Source organism: Achromobacter sp., assembly GCF_057314935.1.
Map to the genome: position 1 here is coordinate 18,320 of NZ_DBHKZA010000070.1, position 16,756 is coordinate 35,075.

The 16,756-nt window shown below is 68.7% G+C and carries 15 protein-coding genes; 3 read left to right on the forward strand and 12 right to left on the reverse strand.

Annotated features, from left to right (window positions below; genetic code table 11):
- A partial coding sequence (locus ACO6D5_RS22690; RefSeq protein WP_485826620.1) for a LysR family transcriptional regulator occupies positions 1-366 on the reverse strand: 366 nt, incomplete at its 3' end.
- Between the two features lie 119 nt (positions 367-485).
- Between ACO6D5_RS22690 and ACO6D5_RS22695 the strand changes: the two genes are divergently transcribed.
- Positions 486-1,769: an SGNH/GDSL hydrolase family protein gene (locus tag ACO6D5_RS22695; protein ID WP_485826621.1), complete on the forward strand. Its 1,284-nt coding sequence runs from the start codon at positions 486-488 to the stop codon at positions 1,767-1,769.
- 25 nt (positions 1,770-1,794) lie between these two features.
- Here the strand turns inward: ACO6D5_RS22695 and ACO6D5_RS22700 are convergent, their stop codons facing one another.
- Genes ACO6D5_RS22700 through imuA form a run of 3 tightly spaced genes read right to left on the reverse strand, consistent with a single transcriptional unit; the run spans position 1,795 to position 7,145 of the window.
- Positions 1,795-5,028: an error-prone DNA polymerase gene (locus tag ACO6D5_RS22700; protein ID WP_485826622.1), complete on the reverse strand. Its 3,234-nt coding sequence runs from the start codon at positions 5,026-5,028 to the stop codon at positions 1,795-1,797.
- 13 nt (positions 5,029-5,041) lie between these two features.
- Entirely contained in the window at positions 5,042-6,511 is a 1,470-nt protein-coding gene (locus ACO6D5_RS22705; protein WP_485826623.1) for a Y-family DNA polymerase, read from the reverse strand.
- A complete protein-coding gene (gene imuA, locus ACO6D5_RS22710) occupies positions 6,441-7,145 on the reverse strand; it encodes a translesion DNA synthesis-associated protein ImuA (RefSeq protein WP_315846069.1) in 705 nt (234 codons plus the stop codon). Before imuA ends, ACO6D5_RS22705 begins: the two co-directional genes overlap by 71 nt.
- 179 nt (positions 7,146-7,324) lie before the next feature.
- Here imuA and ACO6D5_RS22715 point away from each other — a divergent pair, with 179 nt between their 5' ends.
- Positions 7,325-8,110, forward strand: a complete 786-nt coding sequence (locus tag ACO6D5_RS22715) for a 2-keto-4-pentenoate hydratase (RefSeq protein ID WP_485826624.1) — start codon at positions 7,325-7,327, stop codon at positions 8,108-8,110.
- On the opposite strand, the gene ACO6D5_RS22720 is transcribed toward ACO6D5_RS22715, so the two are convergent.
- A complete protein-coding gene (locus tag ACO6D5_RS22720; RefSeq protein WP_315846067.1) occupies positions 8,107-9,573 on the reverse strand; it encodes an amino acid permease in 1,467 nt (488 codons plus the stop codon). The two genes, ACO6D5_RS22715 and ACO6D5_RS22720, sit on opposite strands and share 4 nt — an antisense overlap.
- 134 nt (positions 9,574-9,707) lie before the next feature.
- On the opposite strand from ACO6D5_RS22720, the gene ypfH reads away from it, so the two are divergent.
- A complete protein-coding gene (gene ypfH, locus ACO6D5_RS22725; RefSeq protein WP_315846066.1) occupies positions 9,708-10,412 on the forward strand; it encodes an esterase in 705 nt (234 codons plus the stop codon).
- Positions 10,413-10,436: 24 nt separating this feature from the next.
- Here ypfH and ACO6D5_RS22730 read toward each other — a convergent pair whose 3' ends face one another.
- The 7 genes from ACO6D5_RS22730 to queE all read right to left on the reverse strand — a co-directional run.
- On the reverse strand, positions 10,437-11,858 hold the full coding sequence (locus tag ACO6D5_RS22730) for an efflux transporter outer membrane subunit (RefSeq protein ID WP_315846065.1): 1,422 nt from the start codon (positions 11,856-11,858) through the stop codon (positions 10,437-10,439).
- Between the two features lie 58 nt (positions 11,859-11,916).
- Positions 11,917-12,834, reverse strand: a complete 918-nt coding sequence (locus ACO6D5_RS22735; protein ID WP_485826625.1) for an efflux RND transporter periplasmic adaptor subunit — start codon at positions 12,832-12,834, stop codon at positions 11,917-11,919.
- Positions 12,835-12,836: 2 nt separating this feature from the next.
- Positions 12,837-13,049, reverse strand: a complete 213-nt coding sequence (locus ACO6D5_RS22740) for a DUF1656 domain-containing protein (protein WP_315846063.1) — start codon at positions 13,047-13,049, stop codon at positions 12,837-12,839.
- Positions 13,046-15,109, reverse strand: a complete 2,064-nt coding sequence (locus ACO6D5_RS22745; protein WP_315846062.1) for an FUSC family protein — start codon at positions 15,107-15,109, stop codon at positions 13,046-13,048. Before ACO6D5_RS22745 ends, ACO6D5_RS22740 begins: the two co-directional genes overlap by 4 nt.
- Positions 15,106-15,582, reverse strand: coding sequence for a MarR family winged helix-turn-helix transcriptional regulator (locus ACO6D5_RS22750; RefSeq protein ID WP_315846061.1), 477 nt, complete (start codon positions 15,580-15,582; stop codon positions 15,106-15,108). Before ACO6D5_RS22750 ends, ACO6D5_RS22745 begins: the two co-directional genes overlap by 4 nt.
- Positions 15,583-15,738: 156 nt before the next feature.
- Positions 15,739-16,182, reverse strand: a complete 444-nt coding sequence (queD, locus tag ACO6D5_RS22755; RefSeq protein WP_485826626.1) for a 6-carboxytetrahydropterin synthase QueD — start codon at positions 16,180-16,182, stop codon at positions 15,739-15,741.
- Between the two features lie 28 nt (positions 16,183-16,210).
- Positions 16,211-16,756 (reverse strand): 7-carboxy-7-deazaguanine synthase (queE, locus tag ACO6D5_RS22760; protein ID WP_485826627.1); only part of this gene is annotated, 546 nt, incomplete at its 5' end.

Below are 16,756 nucleotides of genomic sequence, written 5' to 3' on the forward strand. Positions count from 1 at the left end.
CTGGATGTCGGGATAGGCGTCCAGGAATTCCCGGATCAGCGCATTCAGCCGGAACTGCCCGAGTGCGACCGGGGCGTTGACCCGCAGGAAGCCGGCGGGCTGCTCCGTTTGGCCACGGGCGTCGGCCACGGCTTCGGCATATTCCTCCAGCACGCGATTGGCGCGTTCGTAGAAGCGTTTGCCTTGTTCGGTGGGCACGACGCGAGTCGTGCTGCGTTCCAGCAAGCGCACGTTCAGGTCTTTCTCCAGCGCGGCCACGATCTTGCTCAGCGCCGGTTGGCTCAAGCCCAGTTCCCGGGCGGCGGCCGACAGCGTGCCCAGCTCCACGGCGCGGACAAAGGCCCGCATGGCGCGCAGGGTATCCATGATGGTCATTCCATTTTGGAAGAAGTTGTATGCATTTTACGGGTCTACCGGAAAGATTTGGAAGAACCTATCGTGAAAGCGTCGCGGTTGAAACCGCTATCCGCTTCCAAGGAGCCGTTATGCCCCCCCCCGCCATGAACCGCCGTTCTTTCGTCCGCACCGCCAGCCTGGCCGCCACGGGCCTGGTCTGGCGCCCATCCCCCACGCAGGCGGCCGCTCCCGCGCCTGCGACGGAATCGTCCTGGGTCAGTTCCTGGTTCGCCAGCCCGCAGCCGTCCTGGGACGCCGCGTTCGTGCTGCCTACCGGCATGCCGGCGCAGGTGGCGGATCAGACGCTGCGCGAGACCGTCAAGATCAGCCTGGGCGGCAAGCGCCTGCGGGTGCTGTGGTCCAACCGGTACGGCACGCAGCCGCTCGTGGTCGGCGCGGCCCGCGTGGCGCGGGCCCGGGCGGGGGCGGCCATCGACCCCGCGTCGGATCGCGCATTGCGTTTTGGCGGCCAGCCTGGCGTCACGATAGCGCCCGGCGCCCAGGCGATCAGCGATCCGGTGGATTTGCCCGTGGCCGCGCTGAGCGAACTGGCCATCAGCACTTATTTCCCGCAGCCGACGCCGGTGGCGACGTTCCATTGGGGCGCCCAGCAAACCGCCGCGCTGGCGCCGGGCGACGCCACCGGCGCGCCGGACCTGGCGGGCGCTGCCGCGTTGCACGGCCGGGCTTTTCTGGCCGGAGTATGGGTGGAAAACGCGGCCGGCACCCCGGTCGTCGTGGCGTTCGGGGACTCGTTGACGGATGGTAACGGCTCAACACCCGGCGCCAACCGCCGCTGGCCCGACTTCCTGGCCCGCCGGCTGGCGCCGCAGGGCGTGGGCGTGGTCAATGCGGGCATTTCCGGCGCCCGCGTGTGGGGCGACAAGATGGGGGCGAATGCGATGGCGCGCTTCGAGGCCGACGTGCTGTCGCAACCCGGCGTGCGGACGGTGGTCCTGCTGATGGGCATCAACGATATCGGCTGGCCGGACAGCGGGTTTGCGCCGGGCGACGCGCCCATGACCGCGGCGCGGCTGACCGAGGGCTACCGGCAATTGGCCGAGGCCGCCCGCGCCCGCCACGTGCGCATCGTGGGGGCCACCATCGCGCCCTACGAGGGCTCGTTGCACGGCACGCCGCTGGCCGGCCATTACCGCCCGGCCAAGGACGCGGTGCGGCGCGAGGTGAACCGGTGGATCCGCCGCAGCGGCGTGTTCGATGCCGTGGGGGATATGGACGCCGTGCTGCGGGATCCGTCGCATCCGGCCCGTCTGCTGCCGGCCTACGATTCGGGCGATCATCTGCATCCCGGCGACGCGGGGTATCAGGCGATGGCGCAGGCGCTGGACGACGGCACCTTGTTCGGCCGGTAGCGGGTCTGGGCGGCGGGGCCGCCCGTCAATGGAAGTTGCGGCTTTGCGTGGCCAGCCCGCCCAGCAGGTCGGACAGGTCCACCAGCCGTTGCGCGATCAAGTGGCGCACGCCGTCCACGTTTTGCCAGGCGCCGTAGACGCCCAGCAGCTTGGCGCCCAGCAGTTCGCGGCGCTGGCGTTCGATCAGTTCCGGCCGCACGACCACGTTGACGGGGCCGGTTTCGTCTTCCAGCGTCACGAAAATCACGCCCTTGGAGGTTTGCGGCCGCTGGCGCACGGTGACGATGCCGCAGGCGCGCGCCACCCGCTTGTCGGGGTATCGGTTCAGGACCTCGGCGGGCTGGAAGTTGCGGGCCGCCAATTGGTCCCGCAACAGCGCCACCGGGTGGCTGTGCAGCGTCAGGCCCACGCTGCGGTAGTCGGCGGCCACGGTCTGGCTTTCCGACGGCGCCTGTAACTGCGGCGCCTGGGTCTCTTCGATGGTGGCGTCGCGCAGCAAGTCGCGGCTGTGCACGCTGGCGGCCGCTTCCCAACTGGCTTGGCGCCGGTGGCCCGCCAGGGTGCGCAGCGCATCGCCCGCGGCCAGCGCGTTCAGGTCATGGCGGTTGAGCGCGGCGCGCCGGGCCAGGTCACCGGTGTCGGCGAATGGAGACTGCGCGCGCGCGTCCTCGATACGCCGGGCCGCGTCTTCCCGCATGCCCTGGATCAGGCTCAGGCCGAGCCGGACGGCAGGCCGCGGGGCGTCGGGGCCGGGGGCGTGCGGGCGCGCGCTGCGCCGGGCGCCGGGGTGGCCGTCCGGCAGGGCTTCCAGCGCCGAGTCCCAGCCGCTGACGGTGACGTCCGCGGGCAGTACGCAGACGCCATGGCGGCGGGCGTCCTGCACCAACTGGGCGGGCGCGTAAAAGCCCATGGGCTGGGAGTTGAGCAGGGCGGCCAGGAAGGCTTCGGGCTCGTGCCGCTTCAACCACGAACTGGAATACGCCAGCAGCGCGAAGCTGGCGGCATGGCTTTCCGGAAAACCGTATTCGCCGAAGCCTTCCACCTGGCGGAACAGCGCTTCGGCAAAGTCCAGCGTGTAGCCGTGCGCCAGCAGGCCGCCCACCAGCTTGACGCGGAATTTGTCCACGCCGCCCTTGCGCTTCCAGGCGGCCATGGACCGGCGCAGCTGGTCGGCTTCGCCCGGCGTGAAGCCCGCGGCCACCACGGCGATCTGCATCACCTGTTCCTGGAAGATGGGCACGCCCATGGTGCGGCTGAGCACGCCGCGGACTTTTTCGCTGGGGTAGGTTTCCGGTTCCTTGCCCTGGCGGCGGCGCAGATAGGGGTGGACCATGCCGCCCTGGATCGGCCCGGGCCGCACGATGGCCACTTGCACGACCAGGTCGTAGTATTTGCGCGGCCGCAGGCGCGGCAGCATCGTCATTTGCGCGCGCGATTCGATCTGGAATACGCCGACCGTGTCGGCGTCGCAGATCATGTCGTAAGTGGCGTCGTCGCCTTCGGGAATGTCCTGCAGCGTCAGCGGTTCGCCGCGGCGCTGGCCGGCCAGTTCCAGGGTGCGGCGCAGCGCCGACAGCATGCCGAGCGCCAGCACGTCCACCTTCAGCAGCTTCAGCGCGTCCAGATCATCCTTGTCCCACTGCACGACGCTGCGGTCTTCCATGGCGGCGTTCTCGATCGGCACCAGGCGCGACAGCTTGCCGCGTGAAATCACAAAGCCGCCAGGATGCTGCGACAGATGGCGGGGAAAGCCCATCATGGTCTGCGCCAGCGACGCCCATTGCCGCGCCACCCGGGATTCGGGGTCCAGCCCGCAGGCGCCCAGCGTGCGCAGCATTTCTTTCTTGCCGTCCCACCATTGATGGGCGCGCGCCACGGCGTCGATGACACCCAGGTCCACGCCCAGCGCGCGGCCGGTATCGCGCAGCACGCTGCGCGGCCGGTACGAAATGACCACGGCGGTCAGCGCGGCGCGTTGCCGGCCGTATTTGCGGTAGATGTACTGGATGACCTCTTCGCGGCGCTGGTGTTCGAAGTCCACGTCGATGTCGGGGGGCTCGTTGCGTTCCTTGCTGATGAAGCGTTCGAACAGGTTGTTGCCGCGCATCGGGTCCACCGCGGTGATGCCCAGGCAATAGCAGACGGCGGAGTTGGCGGCCGACCCGCGGCCCTGGCACAGGATGCCTTCGTTGCGTGCGTACAGGACGATGTCGTAGACGGTCAGGAAATAGGCTTCGTAGTGCAGGTCGGCGATCAGGCCAAGTTCCTTTTCGATCTGCTCGGCGACAAGGTCCGGGACGCCGGCGGGAAAGCGGCGGGCCGCTCCCGCCAGCGTCTCCTGGCGCAGGTAGGAAGCCGGGGTGTGGCCGGGCGGCACGATTTCATCGGGGTATTCGTAATGCAGTTCGTCCAGCGAAAACGCGCAACGGCGGGCCACCGCCAGCGTTTGCGCCAAGGCCTCGGGCGGGTACAGCGTGGCCAGCCGCATGCGGGTGCGCAGATGCTGTTCGGCGTTGCCGGACAGTTCGTATCCGCATTGGGAAACGGGCTGCCGGGTGCGGATGCCGGTCAGCGTGTCGTGCAGGGGCTTGCGCGACCGCACGTGCATCTGCACCTGGCCTACGGCCACCACAGGCAATTCCGCCGAGCGGGCGGCGCCTTCGACGGCGGCGCGGTGCAGATCGTCGCGCGACTGGTACAGCAGGTTCAGGCCGACCCAGGCGCGGTGCGGAAAGACACGCGCCAGCCAGCGGGCCTGTTCAGCCAGGCGGTCGGCGTCGATGCCGTAGGCGGGCGTCAGGATGGCCAGGCATTCGGGCAATTGGCGCAGGTGCGCGTAGCCTTCGGGCGGATCGGTCAGGTCTTCCGGCGCCAGCCGGTATTCGCCCTTTGGCGCGCGGGTGCGGGCCAGCGTGATGAGTTCGGACAGGTTGCCGTAGCCCTCGCGGGTCTGCGCCAGCAGGGTCAGGCCCAGCGGCGCGGCGTCGGGGGCGGCGCGCAGCTGGAAGGTGGCGCCGATGATGAGCGGCAGTTTCTGGGCCTTGGCTTCCATATGGGCGCGCACCACGCCCGCCAGCGAGCATTCGTCGGTCAGCGCCAGCGCGGCGTAGCCCAGTTCGGCTGCGCGCGCCGCCAGCTCTTCCGGGTGCGAAGCGCCTTGCAGGAAGGAAAAGTTCGACTGGCATTGCAGTTCGGCATAACCGGGCAGCGCCGCGGACAGGTCGGACGGATCGAGCGCGTCGAAGGAGTCGTCGTGCATGGTGGGGACGGCCTCAGGCGTACAGCCCGTGCAGGAACCAGCGCGCGTGTTCCGCGTCGCGCTCGCGGTAGATCCAGTAGCGCGCGGCGGCGGCGTCTTCGGCCACGAAGTAGTCGCGCACCGTCAGGGCAGGATCCCACCAGCCGCTTTCGATGCGTTCGGGGCCGCGCATCAGCCGCAGCGCCTGGCCGCCGTACTGGGGGCGATGGCCCGACAGTTTCAAGGGCAGTGGCGTTTCCAGCAGCCAGAAGGGGCGGTCCAGCAAGGAGGGCAGCGGGCCGGGGGCCTGAGGGGGCGCCAGCGCGTCGCCCCAGGCATTGGCGGCTTCGGGGCGGTGGTCGGCAGCGGGCTGGGCGTGGCGCACCTGGTCGCGGCCCAGCCGCGCCACCAGCAGGTCCAGCAGCCGGGCGTGGTCGGCCGCGGTGCCGCCGGGTTCCGGAAACAGGGTGGTGCTGGCGGCGGGCTGCTCCACCGTGTCGGGCGCCTGCAGCGCGACGGCGATGACGGGCGCTTCCAGCGTGAAGTGGTTCAGTTTTTCGCGCAGCAGATGCAAGAGTTGCGGCGCCTGCCAGACGGGTTGCGCCAGCGCCAGTTCCAGTTCGGTGGGCGGGCGGGCGTGGCGGCCGCGTTCGTGTTCCATGCTGAGCACCACGCGCTGCACCGCCAGTTGCCGGGCGGTCAGCCAGCCGCCCAGCTGTTCGGCCAGCCGGCGCGCCACCGCCAGCACGGCGTCGGTGTGCTCGACGTAGTCCGTCAGTTCGAGGCGCCGTGAAAACTGGTGGGGCGGTTCGATCCAGCGATAGAGTTCCGGCGCCTGGCCATAGGCGGCGTCCAGGGCTTGCAGCAGGTCGGGCGCGCTGCGCCGTTGCAGGCCGGCGCGCGGCAGGGCGCGCAGGTCTGCCAGCGTATGGCAGCCGATGTCGTCCAGCCAGTCCCGGCGCGGCTGCGCCTGGGGCAGCAGCGCCAGCGGCAGCGCGTCCAGCCGGCGCGTCAGCGTGGGCAAGGTCAAGGTGCGCCGGGGCACGCGGCGGCCGGGGCGGTGCGCCAGCAGCCAGGCGCCGGTGGCGGTGGGGGCCATGCCCAGCGCCACGCGCAGGTCCAGGGCGTGCAAGGTGGCGCGAACCCGCTGGCTGAGCGCGCGCGGGCCGCGAAAGAACATCAGGCTGGCGCCCACGTTCAGCAGCACGGTGTCGTCGCCGGCCAGGGCGACTTCAGGCGTGTATTGCAGCAGGGCCAGCGCCGCGCCCAGCAGGGCGTCGGCTTCGGTTTGGGGCTGGCGCGGCAGCAGTTCCACGTCGGGGGCGATGGCCGCCGCGCCGGCGCGGCGCATGCCCGGCTTGACGCCGGCCTGGCGGGCGGCGGGGGTGAGGGCGGCGACGCGTTCCTGATCCAGGACGGCGAACGCCTGCTCCTCAAGCGGCCAGTGCGGGCGTAGTGCGTCCAGCGGCAGGCAGCGCAGGAAGACGGCGATCCAAAGGCGCATGGCGGGGGGAAGAAGGCGTAAGGGCGCCGGGTTCCAGGGCGACGTACAGGGGCGTGTCGCAAACCGGTCCCCGGCGTTTCAGGATATGGACGGACAATCCGCCCGGCGCGGGCGCAAGCGCCAGCCGCAACGGAGCGGGGGTGGCGTGCTGCGCCGCGCTGGCCGGGCGCACGGCGATGAACAGCAAATCGCTGGCCTGGGCCGCCAGGTGCAGGCGGCGCAGGGATTCGGGGCGCACGTGGGGCAGCCAGCAGATCAGGGCGCCGCAGCTGCCGTTTTTCAGGATCTGTTCGGTGGCCCATAGCGTATCGACGGGCTTTTGCGGCGCCACCCACAGCAACTGCCGGGGATCCAGACGCCAGCTCATCCAGCTGGCGATGTGGGGGGCGTGCGGCGGCTGCACCAGGGCGATGCGCCGGCGCGTTTCCAATTGAGCCAGCGCCGGGCGTAACAGGCGGATTTCGCCGATGCCGGGGTGCGGGGTCAGCAGTTCGATCAACGCACCCAACGGCCAGCCGCCGTCCGGCAGCTCGGCGGAAAGCGAAGCGTGGCCGGTGGGCAGGCTGCGGGTGGCGCCTTTGGCCATCTGGGTGGCGCGCCACAACGCGGGGTGGATACGTTCAGGGGACTGCATGGCGGGTAAGGCCCGGGTCGGGAAAGGGAAGGCTTATGCTGTATGAATATACAGTATTGTACCGGCCTTCCAGCCCCCCGTGGAGCGTCCCGGGCGATATGGCTATCATGTGATGCGGCCCCGGTTCGGGTTGCCGCCCCAAGGGCTTGCGCCCGCAACATTTCCCCTTTTCCCTTGCCATGCCGACTCCCCCCTTCGATCCCGCCGCCGCCGCGGAACTCCTGCTTGACCAATGGCGCCGCGAAACCCAGCTCGAGGCGCTTCCCGTCGCGCTGCGGCCACCAACCCTGGCGGAGGGCTACGCCGTGCAGGACGCGCTGTTGCGCGCCGCGGGCGGGGTGCGGGGCGGATGGAAACTTGGGGTCGGCAGCCCGGCGCAATTGCGCGCCGGCAACCTGTCGCGGCCCTTGATCGGCCAGCTGGATGAACAGCGCCTGCACCGCTCGGGCGCCCGGGTGCGTCTGCCCTTGAACGCGCCCGTCACCGTGGAATGCGAGATCGCGTTCGTCCTGGCGCGCGACCTTCCCCCGCTATCCGGGCGCGAGGTCGACCCCGCCGACATCCGCCACGCCTGCGTCACGTTCGAACTGGTGCGTTCGCGTTTCGTCGACCGCCGCGCGGTGGGGTGGCCCAGTTTCGTGGCCGACAACGTGGGGTTCGAGGCCCTGGTCGTGAGCGACCCGTTCAGCGACGGCCTGGATGCCGACCTGCTGCGCCAAGTCGATGCGTCGGCGGCGGTGTCGCTGGACGGGCAGGTCAAGGCCCGCGCGCAGACCGGCGACGATGTGACGGACCCGCTGCGTTCGTTGGCGGCGCTTTACGCGCACGCGGCCGATCGCAATGTGACGCTGCGCGCCGGCGAGATCGTCTCGACCGGCGCCATGTGCAAACCCTTCGATATCGTGGGGGCAGGGCACGTCCTGCGCGCGGCCTACCTTGACCAGGAACTGACGCTCAGCCTCTAGAAGCGCATGTCCCCGTACTTGACCCAGCGCGAGCGCTTCACCACGCGGTGGCCGATCCACAGCGCCAGGAACAGCGGAATGGCCAGATAGGTCGAGACGACCCCGATCCAATCGATGCGTTCTTCCAGGAAGGCCTGGTAATTCTGGCCCAGCGTCACGACCAGGCACAGCACGAAGGCCAGCAGCGGGCCAAACGGGAAGAGGCCGGCCTTGTAGGGCAGGTCGGCCGTGTCGTAGCCGTGCTTCACGTAGCCTTGGCGGAAGCGGTAGTGGCTGACTGCGATGCTCAGCCACACGATGAATTCGGTCATGCCCGCAAAATTCAGCAGCCAGATGTAGACCGCCTTCGGGCTGTACACGACGCTGAACAGGCACAGGCAGGCAAGCGCCGTGGTGGCCAGCAGCGCGTACAGCGGCACGCCGCTTGCGGTCAGGCGCTTGAAGAGGGCCGGCGCCTGGCCTTCGGCCGCCATGTTGAACAGCATCCGCGTGGCGGCGTACATGCCCGAATTGCCGGCCGACAGCACGGACGTCAGGATGACGGCGTTCATCACCGTGGCGGCCGACAGCAGCCCCGCATGCTGGAACACCAGCGTGAAGGGGCTGACGGCGATGTCCTCGACTTCGTTGCGCAGCAGCTGCGGGTCGGTGTAGGGGACCAGCAGGCCGATGATCAGGATGGCCAGCACATAGAACAGCAGGATGCGCCAGAACACGTTGTTGATGGCGCGTGGCACGTTGCGGCGCGGATTTTCGGATTCGCCCGCGGCCACGCCCACCAGTTCGGTCCCCTGGAAGGAATAGGCCACCACCATCGCCACGCCGACCCAGGTAGCCGCGTTGCCTACGAACGGCGCGTCGCCGACCTTCCAGTTGACCAGCCCGACCGGGTCGCCGCTATGGATGATGCCCACCAGCATGCCCAGCCCCACGGCGATGAAGCACAGGACGGCAACGACCTTGATGATGGCGAACCAGTATTCGGCTTCGCCGAAGCTGCGCGCCGAAAACGCGTTCAGTCCGAAGGTCAGCGCCAGGAAGGCGACGCTCCATATCCAGCCGGGCGTGTCCGGCAGCCAATAGGCCATGACAAGCTGGGCGGCCACCACGTCCACGGCGACCACCGTGGCCCAGCTGATCCAGAAGTTCCAGCCCAGCGCAAAACCGAACCCCGGATCCACATAGCGCGACGCATAGGTGCAGAACGAGCCCGACACCGGCATGAAGGTGGCCAGTTCGCCCAGGCTGGTCATGATGAAATACACCATCAGGCCGATCACCAGGTAGACCAGCAGGGCGCCGCCCGGGCCGGCTTGGGCGATGGCGGCGCCGGAGGCGACGAACAGGCCGGTGCCGATGGCCCCGCCCAGCGCTATCATCGTGAGGTGGCGTGCCTTGAGCACGCGGTGCAGCTGATTCTGGCTCGCAGGCGTGGCGCCCGAGTCGGTTGTGGGTGTTTGCATTACAGGGGTAAAAGAAGGCAATTGCGGCAGCAGTCGGGCTGAAAGCCCGCTGGCCGTCCGCTTTAAGCCGCGCATTTTACAATGCTGTCATCAGGGCGTAGCCCAACGGCCTCATGCCAGCACGGAGCAGTCTCATGGCGTCTTCCAGTTCTCTTGAATTCCTTCCCGAACCCGGCGTCGATGTGCGCCAGCTGTTCATCCTGCTGCACGGCGTGGGCGGTTCGCCCGAAAACCTGAGGCCCCTGGCTGTCGCGGTCCGCGCCGCGTTTCCGACGGCGGCCGTCCTGGTGCCCGAAGGGTTCGAACCTTTCGACGGCGGCGCGGCGGGCCGGCAGTGGTTTTCGGTCCGCGGCGTAACCGAGGACAACCGCCCCGAACGCGTGGCGCAGGCCATGCCGCCCCTGGAAGCCTATGTGCGCCAGGCGCAGGCCCGCTTCAGCCTGCTGCAATCCGACACGGCGCTGGCCGGGTTTTCGCAGGGCGCCATCATGGCGCTGGAACTGGTGCAGGCCCACGACGGCATGGCGGGGCGCGTGATCGCGTTCTCCGGCCGCTACGCGCAACTGCCCAAGGCCGCGCCCCAATACACGACCATCCATCTGCTGCACGGCGCCGACGATCCGGTCATGAGCGCGGCCCACATCCAGGCCGCGCAGGTCCGGCTGGAAGAACTGCACGGCGATTCCACCATCGACATCGCCAGCCACGTCGGCCATGAACTGCATCCCGCCTTGATCCAGCGCGCCATCGTGCGCCTGCAGACCTGCGTGCCGTTGCGCGCCTGGGAGGCGGCCCTGGGCTTGAACCAGACCCCGCCGGACGGCGCCACGGTGCATTGAGCCGGCCAGCCGCCAAGAGGCCGCTTACTTCTCCCAGCCGCCGCCCAGCGCCAGGAAGACGGCGATCTGGTCGCTGCTGAGTTCGGCCTGCGAGGCGGCCAGCGCGCTTTCGTTGGTGGCCAGCGTGCGTTCGGCGTCAAGTACCGTCAGGTAGTCGGTCTTGCCGTACTGGAACAGCTGGCGCGCTTGCGAGGCGGCTTCGGCGCTTTGGTCGCGAGCGGCGCGCAACGAGGCGTCGCGGTCCAGTTGGCGGGCGTAGACGACCAGCGCGCTTTCCGTTTCGCGCAGCGCGTTCAGCACGGTGGCATCAAAGCGCGCCACGGCGGCCTTGGTGTTGGCCTCGGCTTCGGCGATGCGGGCCTGCACGGCGCCGGTGTTCGGGATGGTCCACGAGATCAGCGGACCCACGCTCCACCCGAAGGTGCCGCGGTCGCCGAACATCGAGGCGGGGCCGCCCGAGGCGCCCGACAGGCCTAGCGTGATCTTCGGATACAGGTCGGCGGTGGCCACGCCGATGCGCGCGGTGCTGGCGGCCAGCGTGCGTTCTGCCTGGCGGATGTCGGGACGGCGGCGCAGCAGCGCGGCGCCGTCGCCCACGGGGATGGTGTCAGCCAGGCGCGGCGCGGCGGCGCATTGCAGCAGCGACGCCGGGATTTCATTCGGCGTCTGGCCCGTCAGCGCCGCCAGGCGGTACAGCGCGGTGCGCTGCTGCGACTGGAAGGGCGGCAGGTTGGCCTGCAATTGTTCCAGCTGGCTGCGCGCGCGCGTGACGTCCAGCGTGGTGCCGCGGCCGGCGCGCTGCAAGCGGCTGACGGCGTCCAGCGATTCCTTCTGCACCTGCACCGAGTGCTGGGCCGACGCCAATTGCATGCCGGCCGCGCACATGTTGGCGTAGGCGCGCGCGGTCTCGGCCGCGACCGTGACGCGGGTGGCGTCGTAGGCGGCTTGCGCGGCTTGCGCATCGCCGCTGGCGGCCTCGATGGCGCGGCGGATCTGGCCGAACAGGTCCACCTGATACGACACGCTGGCGCCGGCGGAGTACGACCAGCGGCTGGGCGGATTCACGCCGGGCTGCAGTTCCTGCAGACCCGACACGTGGCCGAAGGTGGGCGACGCGTTCACGCCGATCGTGGGTTGCTGCTGCGCCTGGGATTCCTGCACCGCGGCCTGCGCGCGTTCAAGGTTGGCGCTGGCCACGCGCAGGTCGGTATTCGCCGACAGGGCTTTCTCGACCAGGCCGTCCAGCACCGGGTCGTTGTACAGGCGCCACCAGTGGCCGGACACCGCTTCCTGCTGGAACACGCCGGCCTGCGCTTCAACGAAAGCGCCCTGGGCGGCCTGTCGCTGGACGACCGACCCGGCGGGCACCTGATAGTCAGGGCCTACGGTGGTGCATCCGGCCAGCGCAAGGGCCAGCATCAGCGGCAGGAAGTGTTTGGTGTTCATGGCAGGTACGGCTGGGCGTCGATAAGAGGGTTGAAAGACAGGGTTGCGGAAATGGGGTTCAGGACGGCTGGCGCGCGTCGGCCGAGGCCGCTTGCGCGGGCTTGGGGTCGACCGACACGGTGGCGGTCTGGCCGGCGACCAGGCGCACGCCCTCGGGCACGTCGTCGATCTTCACGCGCACCGGGATGCGTTGCGCCAGGCGGACCCAGTTGAACGTGGGGTTCACATTGGGCAGCAGGTTGGCGCCCGTGCTGCGGTCGCGGTCGGCGATGCCCATGGCGATGCTTTCCACGTGGCCGCGGATGCGGCGCGAATCGCCCATCAGCGTCACCGTGACGGGGTCGCCTTCATGGATGCCGGGCAGCTTGGTCTCTTCGAAATAGCCTTCCACGTAGAAAGAGCCGGCGTCCACCAGCGCCATCACGCCGCGGCCGGCCGAGGCATAGGACCCGGCGCGCAGGTCCAGGTTGGTGACCCGGCCATCGCTGGCGGCCAGCACGCGGCTGCGCTCCAGGTTCAGGCGGGCGGTGTTCAGCTGCACTTCCGCCTGGGCCAGCGCGGCTTCGGTCTGCTGCACCTTGGTCTGGCTTTGCTCGACGGCTTCGGCCGCCACCAGTTGGCCCAGCGATCGGTTGCGCTTGGCGTCGCGCAGCGCCTGGTCATGCGCGACCTGTTGCGAACGCACCGAGGCCTGGGCCTGGTCGAACGCCAGCTGGAACCGCGCGCGGTCGATTTCAAACAGCAGGTCGCCAGCCTTCACGTCCTGGTTGTCGTGCACGGGCACGCTCGTCACCAGGCCCGAGACGTCGGGCGCCACCTGGACCACATAGGCCTTGACGCGGCCGTCCCGCGTCCAGGGTTCGACTTCGTAGTGCACCCAGAGCTGCCAGCCGGCGTAAGCGGCGGCGGCGACGACGACGGCCGTCACCGCGAACTTGGCCATAGCAGCAGGGCGAAGGGCATTGGGGAGTTTCATACCTATCTCTGGAGAAAATAAGGGGATATCAGGGAGACGCCATACAGCAGCACCACGAACAGCGCCAGATCGAACAGCGCGGGGTGCCACACCAGGCGGTACAGGCCGACTCGGGCGAGCACGCGGCGCACGGCCCAGGCAACGGCCAGGGTGACCATGCCCAGCACCAGCAGCCAGGGGAAATAAATGCCGTAAAGGTTGAATTCGCCGATCATGATGCGTGGCCCTCCAGCGTGGGATGGGCGGGTTGGTAGTCGGGCGCGTCGGGGAAGAAGGCGCGGCGGATGCCCACCAGCGCCACCACGGCGCGGTCACGGGCGGCCAGGCCTTGCGGCGTGGCCGCCACGCTGGACAGCGCGCGGTCGATCTGCGCCAGGAATTCCGGCGTCTTCTCTCCGATGCGCCACGACGAGCGGGCGCGGAAAAACTGGGCAAGGCTGTTCAGCACAGGCTGGATCGTGGGCTCGGCCATCGGCAGATGGCGGCGCGCATGCTGCAGTTCCGTGATGTCGCGGCCCACGCGCAAGTCCTTCAACGCGTCCGCGGCGACCAGGTCGTCAGGCCGCTTGGCCAGCGCCAGGCGCGGCTGCAAGAGGCCGATGCGGTCCAGCATGCGGGCGGCGTAGGTATGGCGCGACTGGGCGCGGGGCGAACTGGCCAGCGTCGCCAGTTCCTTCCAGTTGGCGGCCTGGATGCGGCGGGCGCTCCAGTCGGCGCTGACCGTGCGGAAGATGGCGGCGATGATCGCGGCGGTGGCGACGCCCATGCACTGCGCGACCTGCGTGTCGATGAAAGACACGACGTCCGCGGTGTTGGTGTCTTGCAGCGCCATCGTCCCCAGGAAACCGAACAGCATGGCCATCGCCTTGCCGGCGCTGGCGGGGCGCGCGATGAAAATGCCCAGGATGAAGGCCGTGGGCAGCATCGCCAGGGCCAGCATTTCAAACGAATGGATGGCGGGCATGATGCCCAGCAGGTACAGCGCCGACACCGGGATCGAATACACCGTGTAGGTCAGGAACTGCATGATGCCCGGCACGGGATTGTCTTGTGACGCGAAAAAGCAGCTGAAGATCGCGGCCATCAGCGCGGCGGTGGCGCCGTTGCTCCAGGCCGTGCCGATCCAGAACGCGCAGCACACCGAAATGGCCACGCCCGCGGCCAGCGCGGACAGCAGCGCCATGCCATGGTCGCGGTGCAGCGCGGCATTGGGATCGCGGGCGCCGCGGGTGGGGCGCATCGGCGTGCGCAGCGGCGCGCCTTGCAGGCCCGCGCGGATCTCGCGGCGCAGGGCCAGGCATTCGTCATAGGTGTCGATCAGTTCGCGCAGCCGCGTCATCAGGCTGGCCAGCAAGGCGTCGCGCCAGGTGGAGTGGCTGTCGATGGCGGGCGTCAGCGCCGTGACGGCGGCGCGCAGTTGCACGGCCGTCTCGTGCGAGGCCTGGGCGCCGGCGTTGATCCATTCGGAGATGTCGTGAAGCAGCGCCGACACCGGTTCGGGCAGGGGCTGGTCATTGGCCTGCAAGGCGCGCAGGCGGTCCTCCACGGCCGACACGGCCGGCGTCAGCGCCGAGATCTGGTCCTGCATGGCGCGCACCGCGCCAGAGGTCCAGCGCAGGTTGCTGGTATCGAACGGCACGTGCGTGGACAAGAGGCGCAGTTGCGTGATGTCGTTGGCCAGCACGCGGCGGTCGCGGTCGCGCTGTTCGGCGTTCTGGCCGCTGAGCGTGTCGTGCATCCAGTTGCGGGCGTCGCGCACGGCCTTGTCCAGCTGCAAGGTCAATGCAGGCGCCAGGCCCCGGGGCAGCACGATGCTGTGGATCAGCGTGGCGCAGACGATGCCCAGGCTGATCTCTTCGACGCGGGCAAGCGCGGTGTCGAACACCAGCGACGGGTCCGTCACGCTGGGAAAGCCGATCATCGCGGCGGTGTAGCCAGCCAGCATGAACAGATACGACCGCGGCGTGCGGTCCAGCACCGACATGTACAGGCAGGCGCCTACCCACAGCACCATCGCCGCCGTCATGACGACAGGCGAATTCGACAGCCGGGGCACCATGTAGACGGTGGCGGCCGATCCGATGAAGGTGCCGACCAGGCGGTACAGCGCTTTGGAGCGCACGGCGCCCGACCAGGGCTGCGCCACGACATAGGCGGTGGTCATTGCCCAGAACGGACGCGGCAAACCAATGCTGTAGGCCAGATAAAGCGCCATGATGGCGCTTAGGTAGCTCTTGAGCGAAAAGATGGTTTCGCGGACGTTCGGCAGTTTCACGATTGATCGTCCTGGGGGTGTGCGCCGGTAGCGCCCCGGCCCAGCGACACCTTCAAGGCGTCGAAGACGCGCAGGCAGGCTTGCAGGTCGGCTTCGCTGACGCCCTGGAACAGGCGGCGGCGCAGTTCCACCAGCACGTCTTCGACCTGCGCGCGCAGCGCATGGCCGGCGTCCGTCAGGTGCAGCGTCTTGGCGCGGCGGTCATGGGCGTCTTCGCGGCGTTCCATCAGGCCGGCGGCGACCAGTTGATCCAGCACGCGCACCAGCGACGGGCCTTCGACGCCCAGCGCTTCGGCCAGCGCGCCCTGGCGCACACCGTCGCCCAGACGGCCCGCCAGGATGACGGGCCAGGCCGTGGCTTGCGACAGGCCGTAGTCCGCCAGCGCCTTGTCGGCGGCGCCGCGATAGGCGCGCGACAACACCATCAGGTTTGCGGTGGTAGCCATGAGTTGGGAGTCGGAAGGAGAGTTCATGGAATAGATTGTATCCTATCTATTAGCTTACTAATAATTGAAAATGGCGAATATCCCCATTGATTTTTTCAATTGGCTAGATAGGAGCGCGGTTTTCCATCAGTGGAAAACCGGGGTCGGTGAGCGCAGGGGGGCGGGAGAGGGGAGGTGAACCCCTCAACCGTTGCAGTCGGCCCAGCAGTTGGGCGTTTCATACAGGCGCACGCGGGTCAGGCGCAGGTCCGCGCCGTAGTGGCCGTGGTATTGCGGCGCCAGCGTGTCGAAGACGATCTGGGCCAGGTTTTCCGCAGTGGGAATGCGGTCCAGCACCACGGTCTTGTGGCCCGGCAGGCTGTCCAGGAAGCCGCGCACGGCCGCGTCGCCTTCATAGACCAGGAAGGCATGGTCCCAGACGTCCACGACATGGGTCTTGGCGATGTGCTTGATTTCAGAGAAATCCATCAGCATGCCGTTGTCGGATTCACCGGGGGCCTGCACCACGTCGCCCGTCAGGGTGATTTCCAGCACATAGCGGTGGCCATGCAGGTTGCGGCACTGGCTGCGATGATCAGGAATGCGGTGGCCGGCGTCGAATTCCAGCCTGCGGGTCACGGAAATCATCGCGTGCTCCGCAAGGCGTCGGGGTAAATCATGGAATGCCTATGTATTTGTGGGTCTGCAAGCTGAGCCGCCATTGCGGGTGCTGCATACAGTACTGGACGGCTTGTTCGGTATTGGCCACGCGAGCCGGACCGTCCATGGGTTGCAGGAAGAAATGCTCGAAATCCAGATGCGCAAAGGTTTCGGGCAGCGCGTTGGATTGCGGGTAGACCAGCTTCAATTCGTCGCCGCGTTCGATGACGATGGGCGCGGTGCCCTTGGGGCTGACGCAGATCCAGTCGATGCCGGCCGGCGGCTTGACGGTGCCGTTGGTCTCGATGGCCACGGTGAAGCCGCGGGCATGGATGGCCGTGAGCAGCGCCGCGTCCAGCTGCAGCAGGGGTTCGCCGCCGGTGAAGACCACATAGCGGTCTTCCGTGCCGGCGCCCCACGAGGCGGCGATGGCGTCGGCTAGCAGGTCCGCGGTGGCGAATTTGCCGCCGCCTTCGCCGTCGGTGCCGATGAAGTCGGTGTCGCAGAAGGTGCAGGCGGCGCTGGCGCGGTCGCTTTCGCGGCCCGTCCAGAGATTACAGCC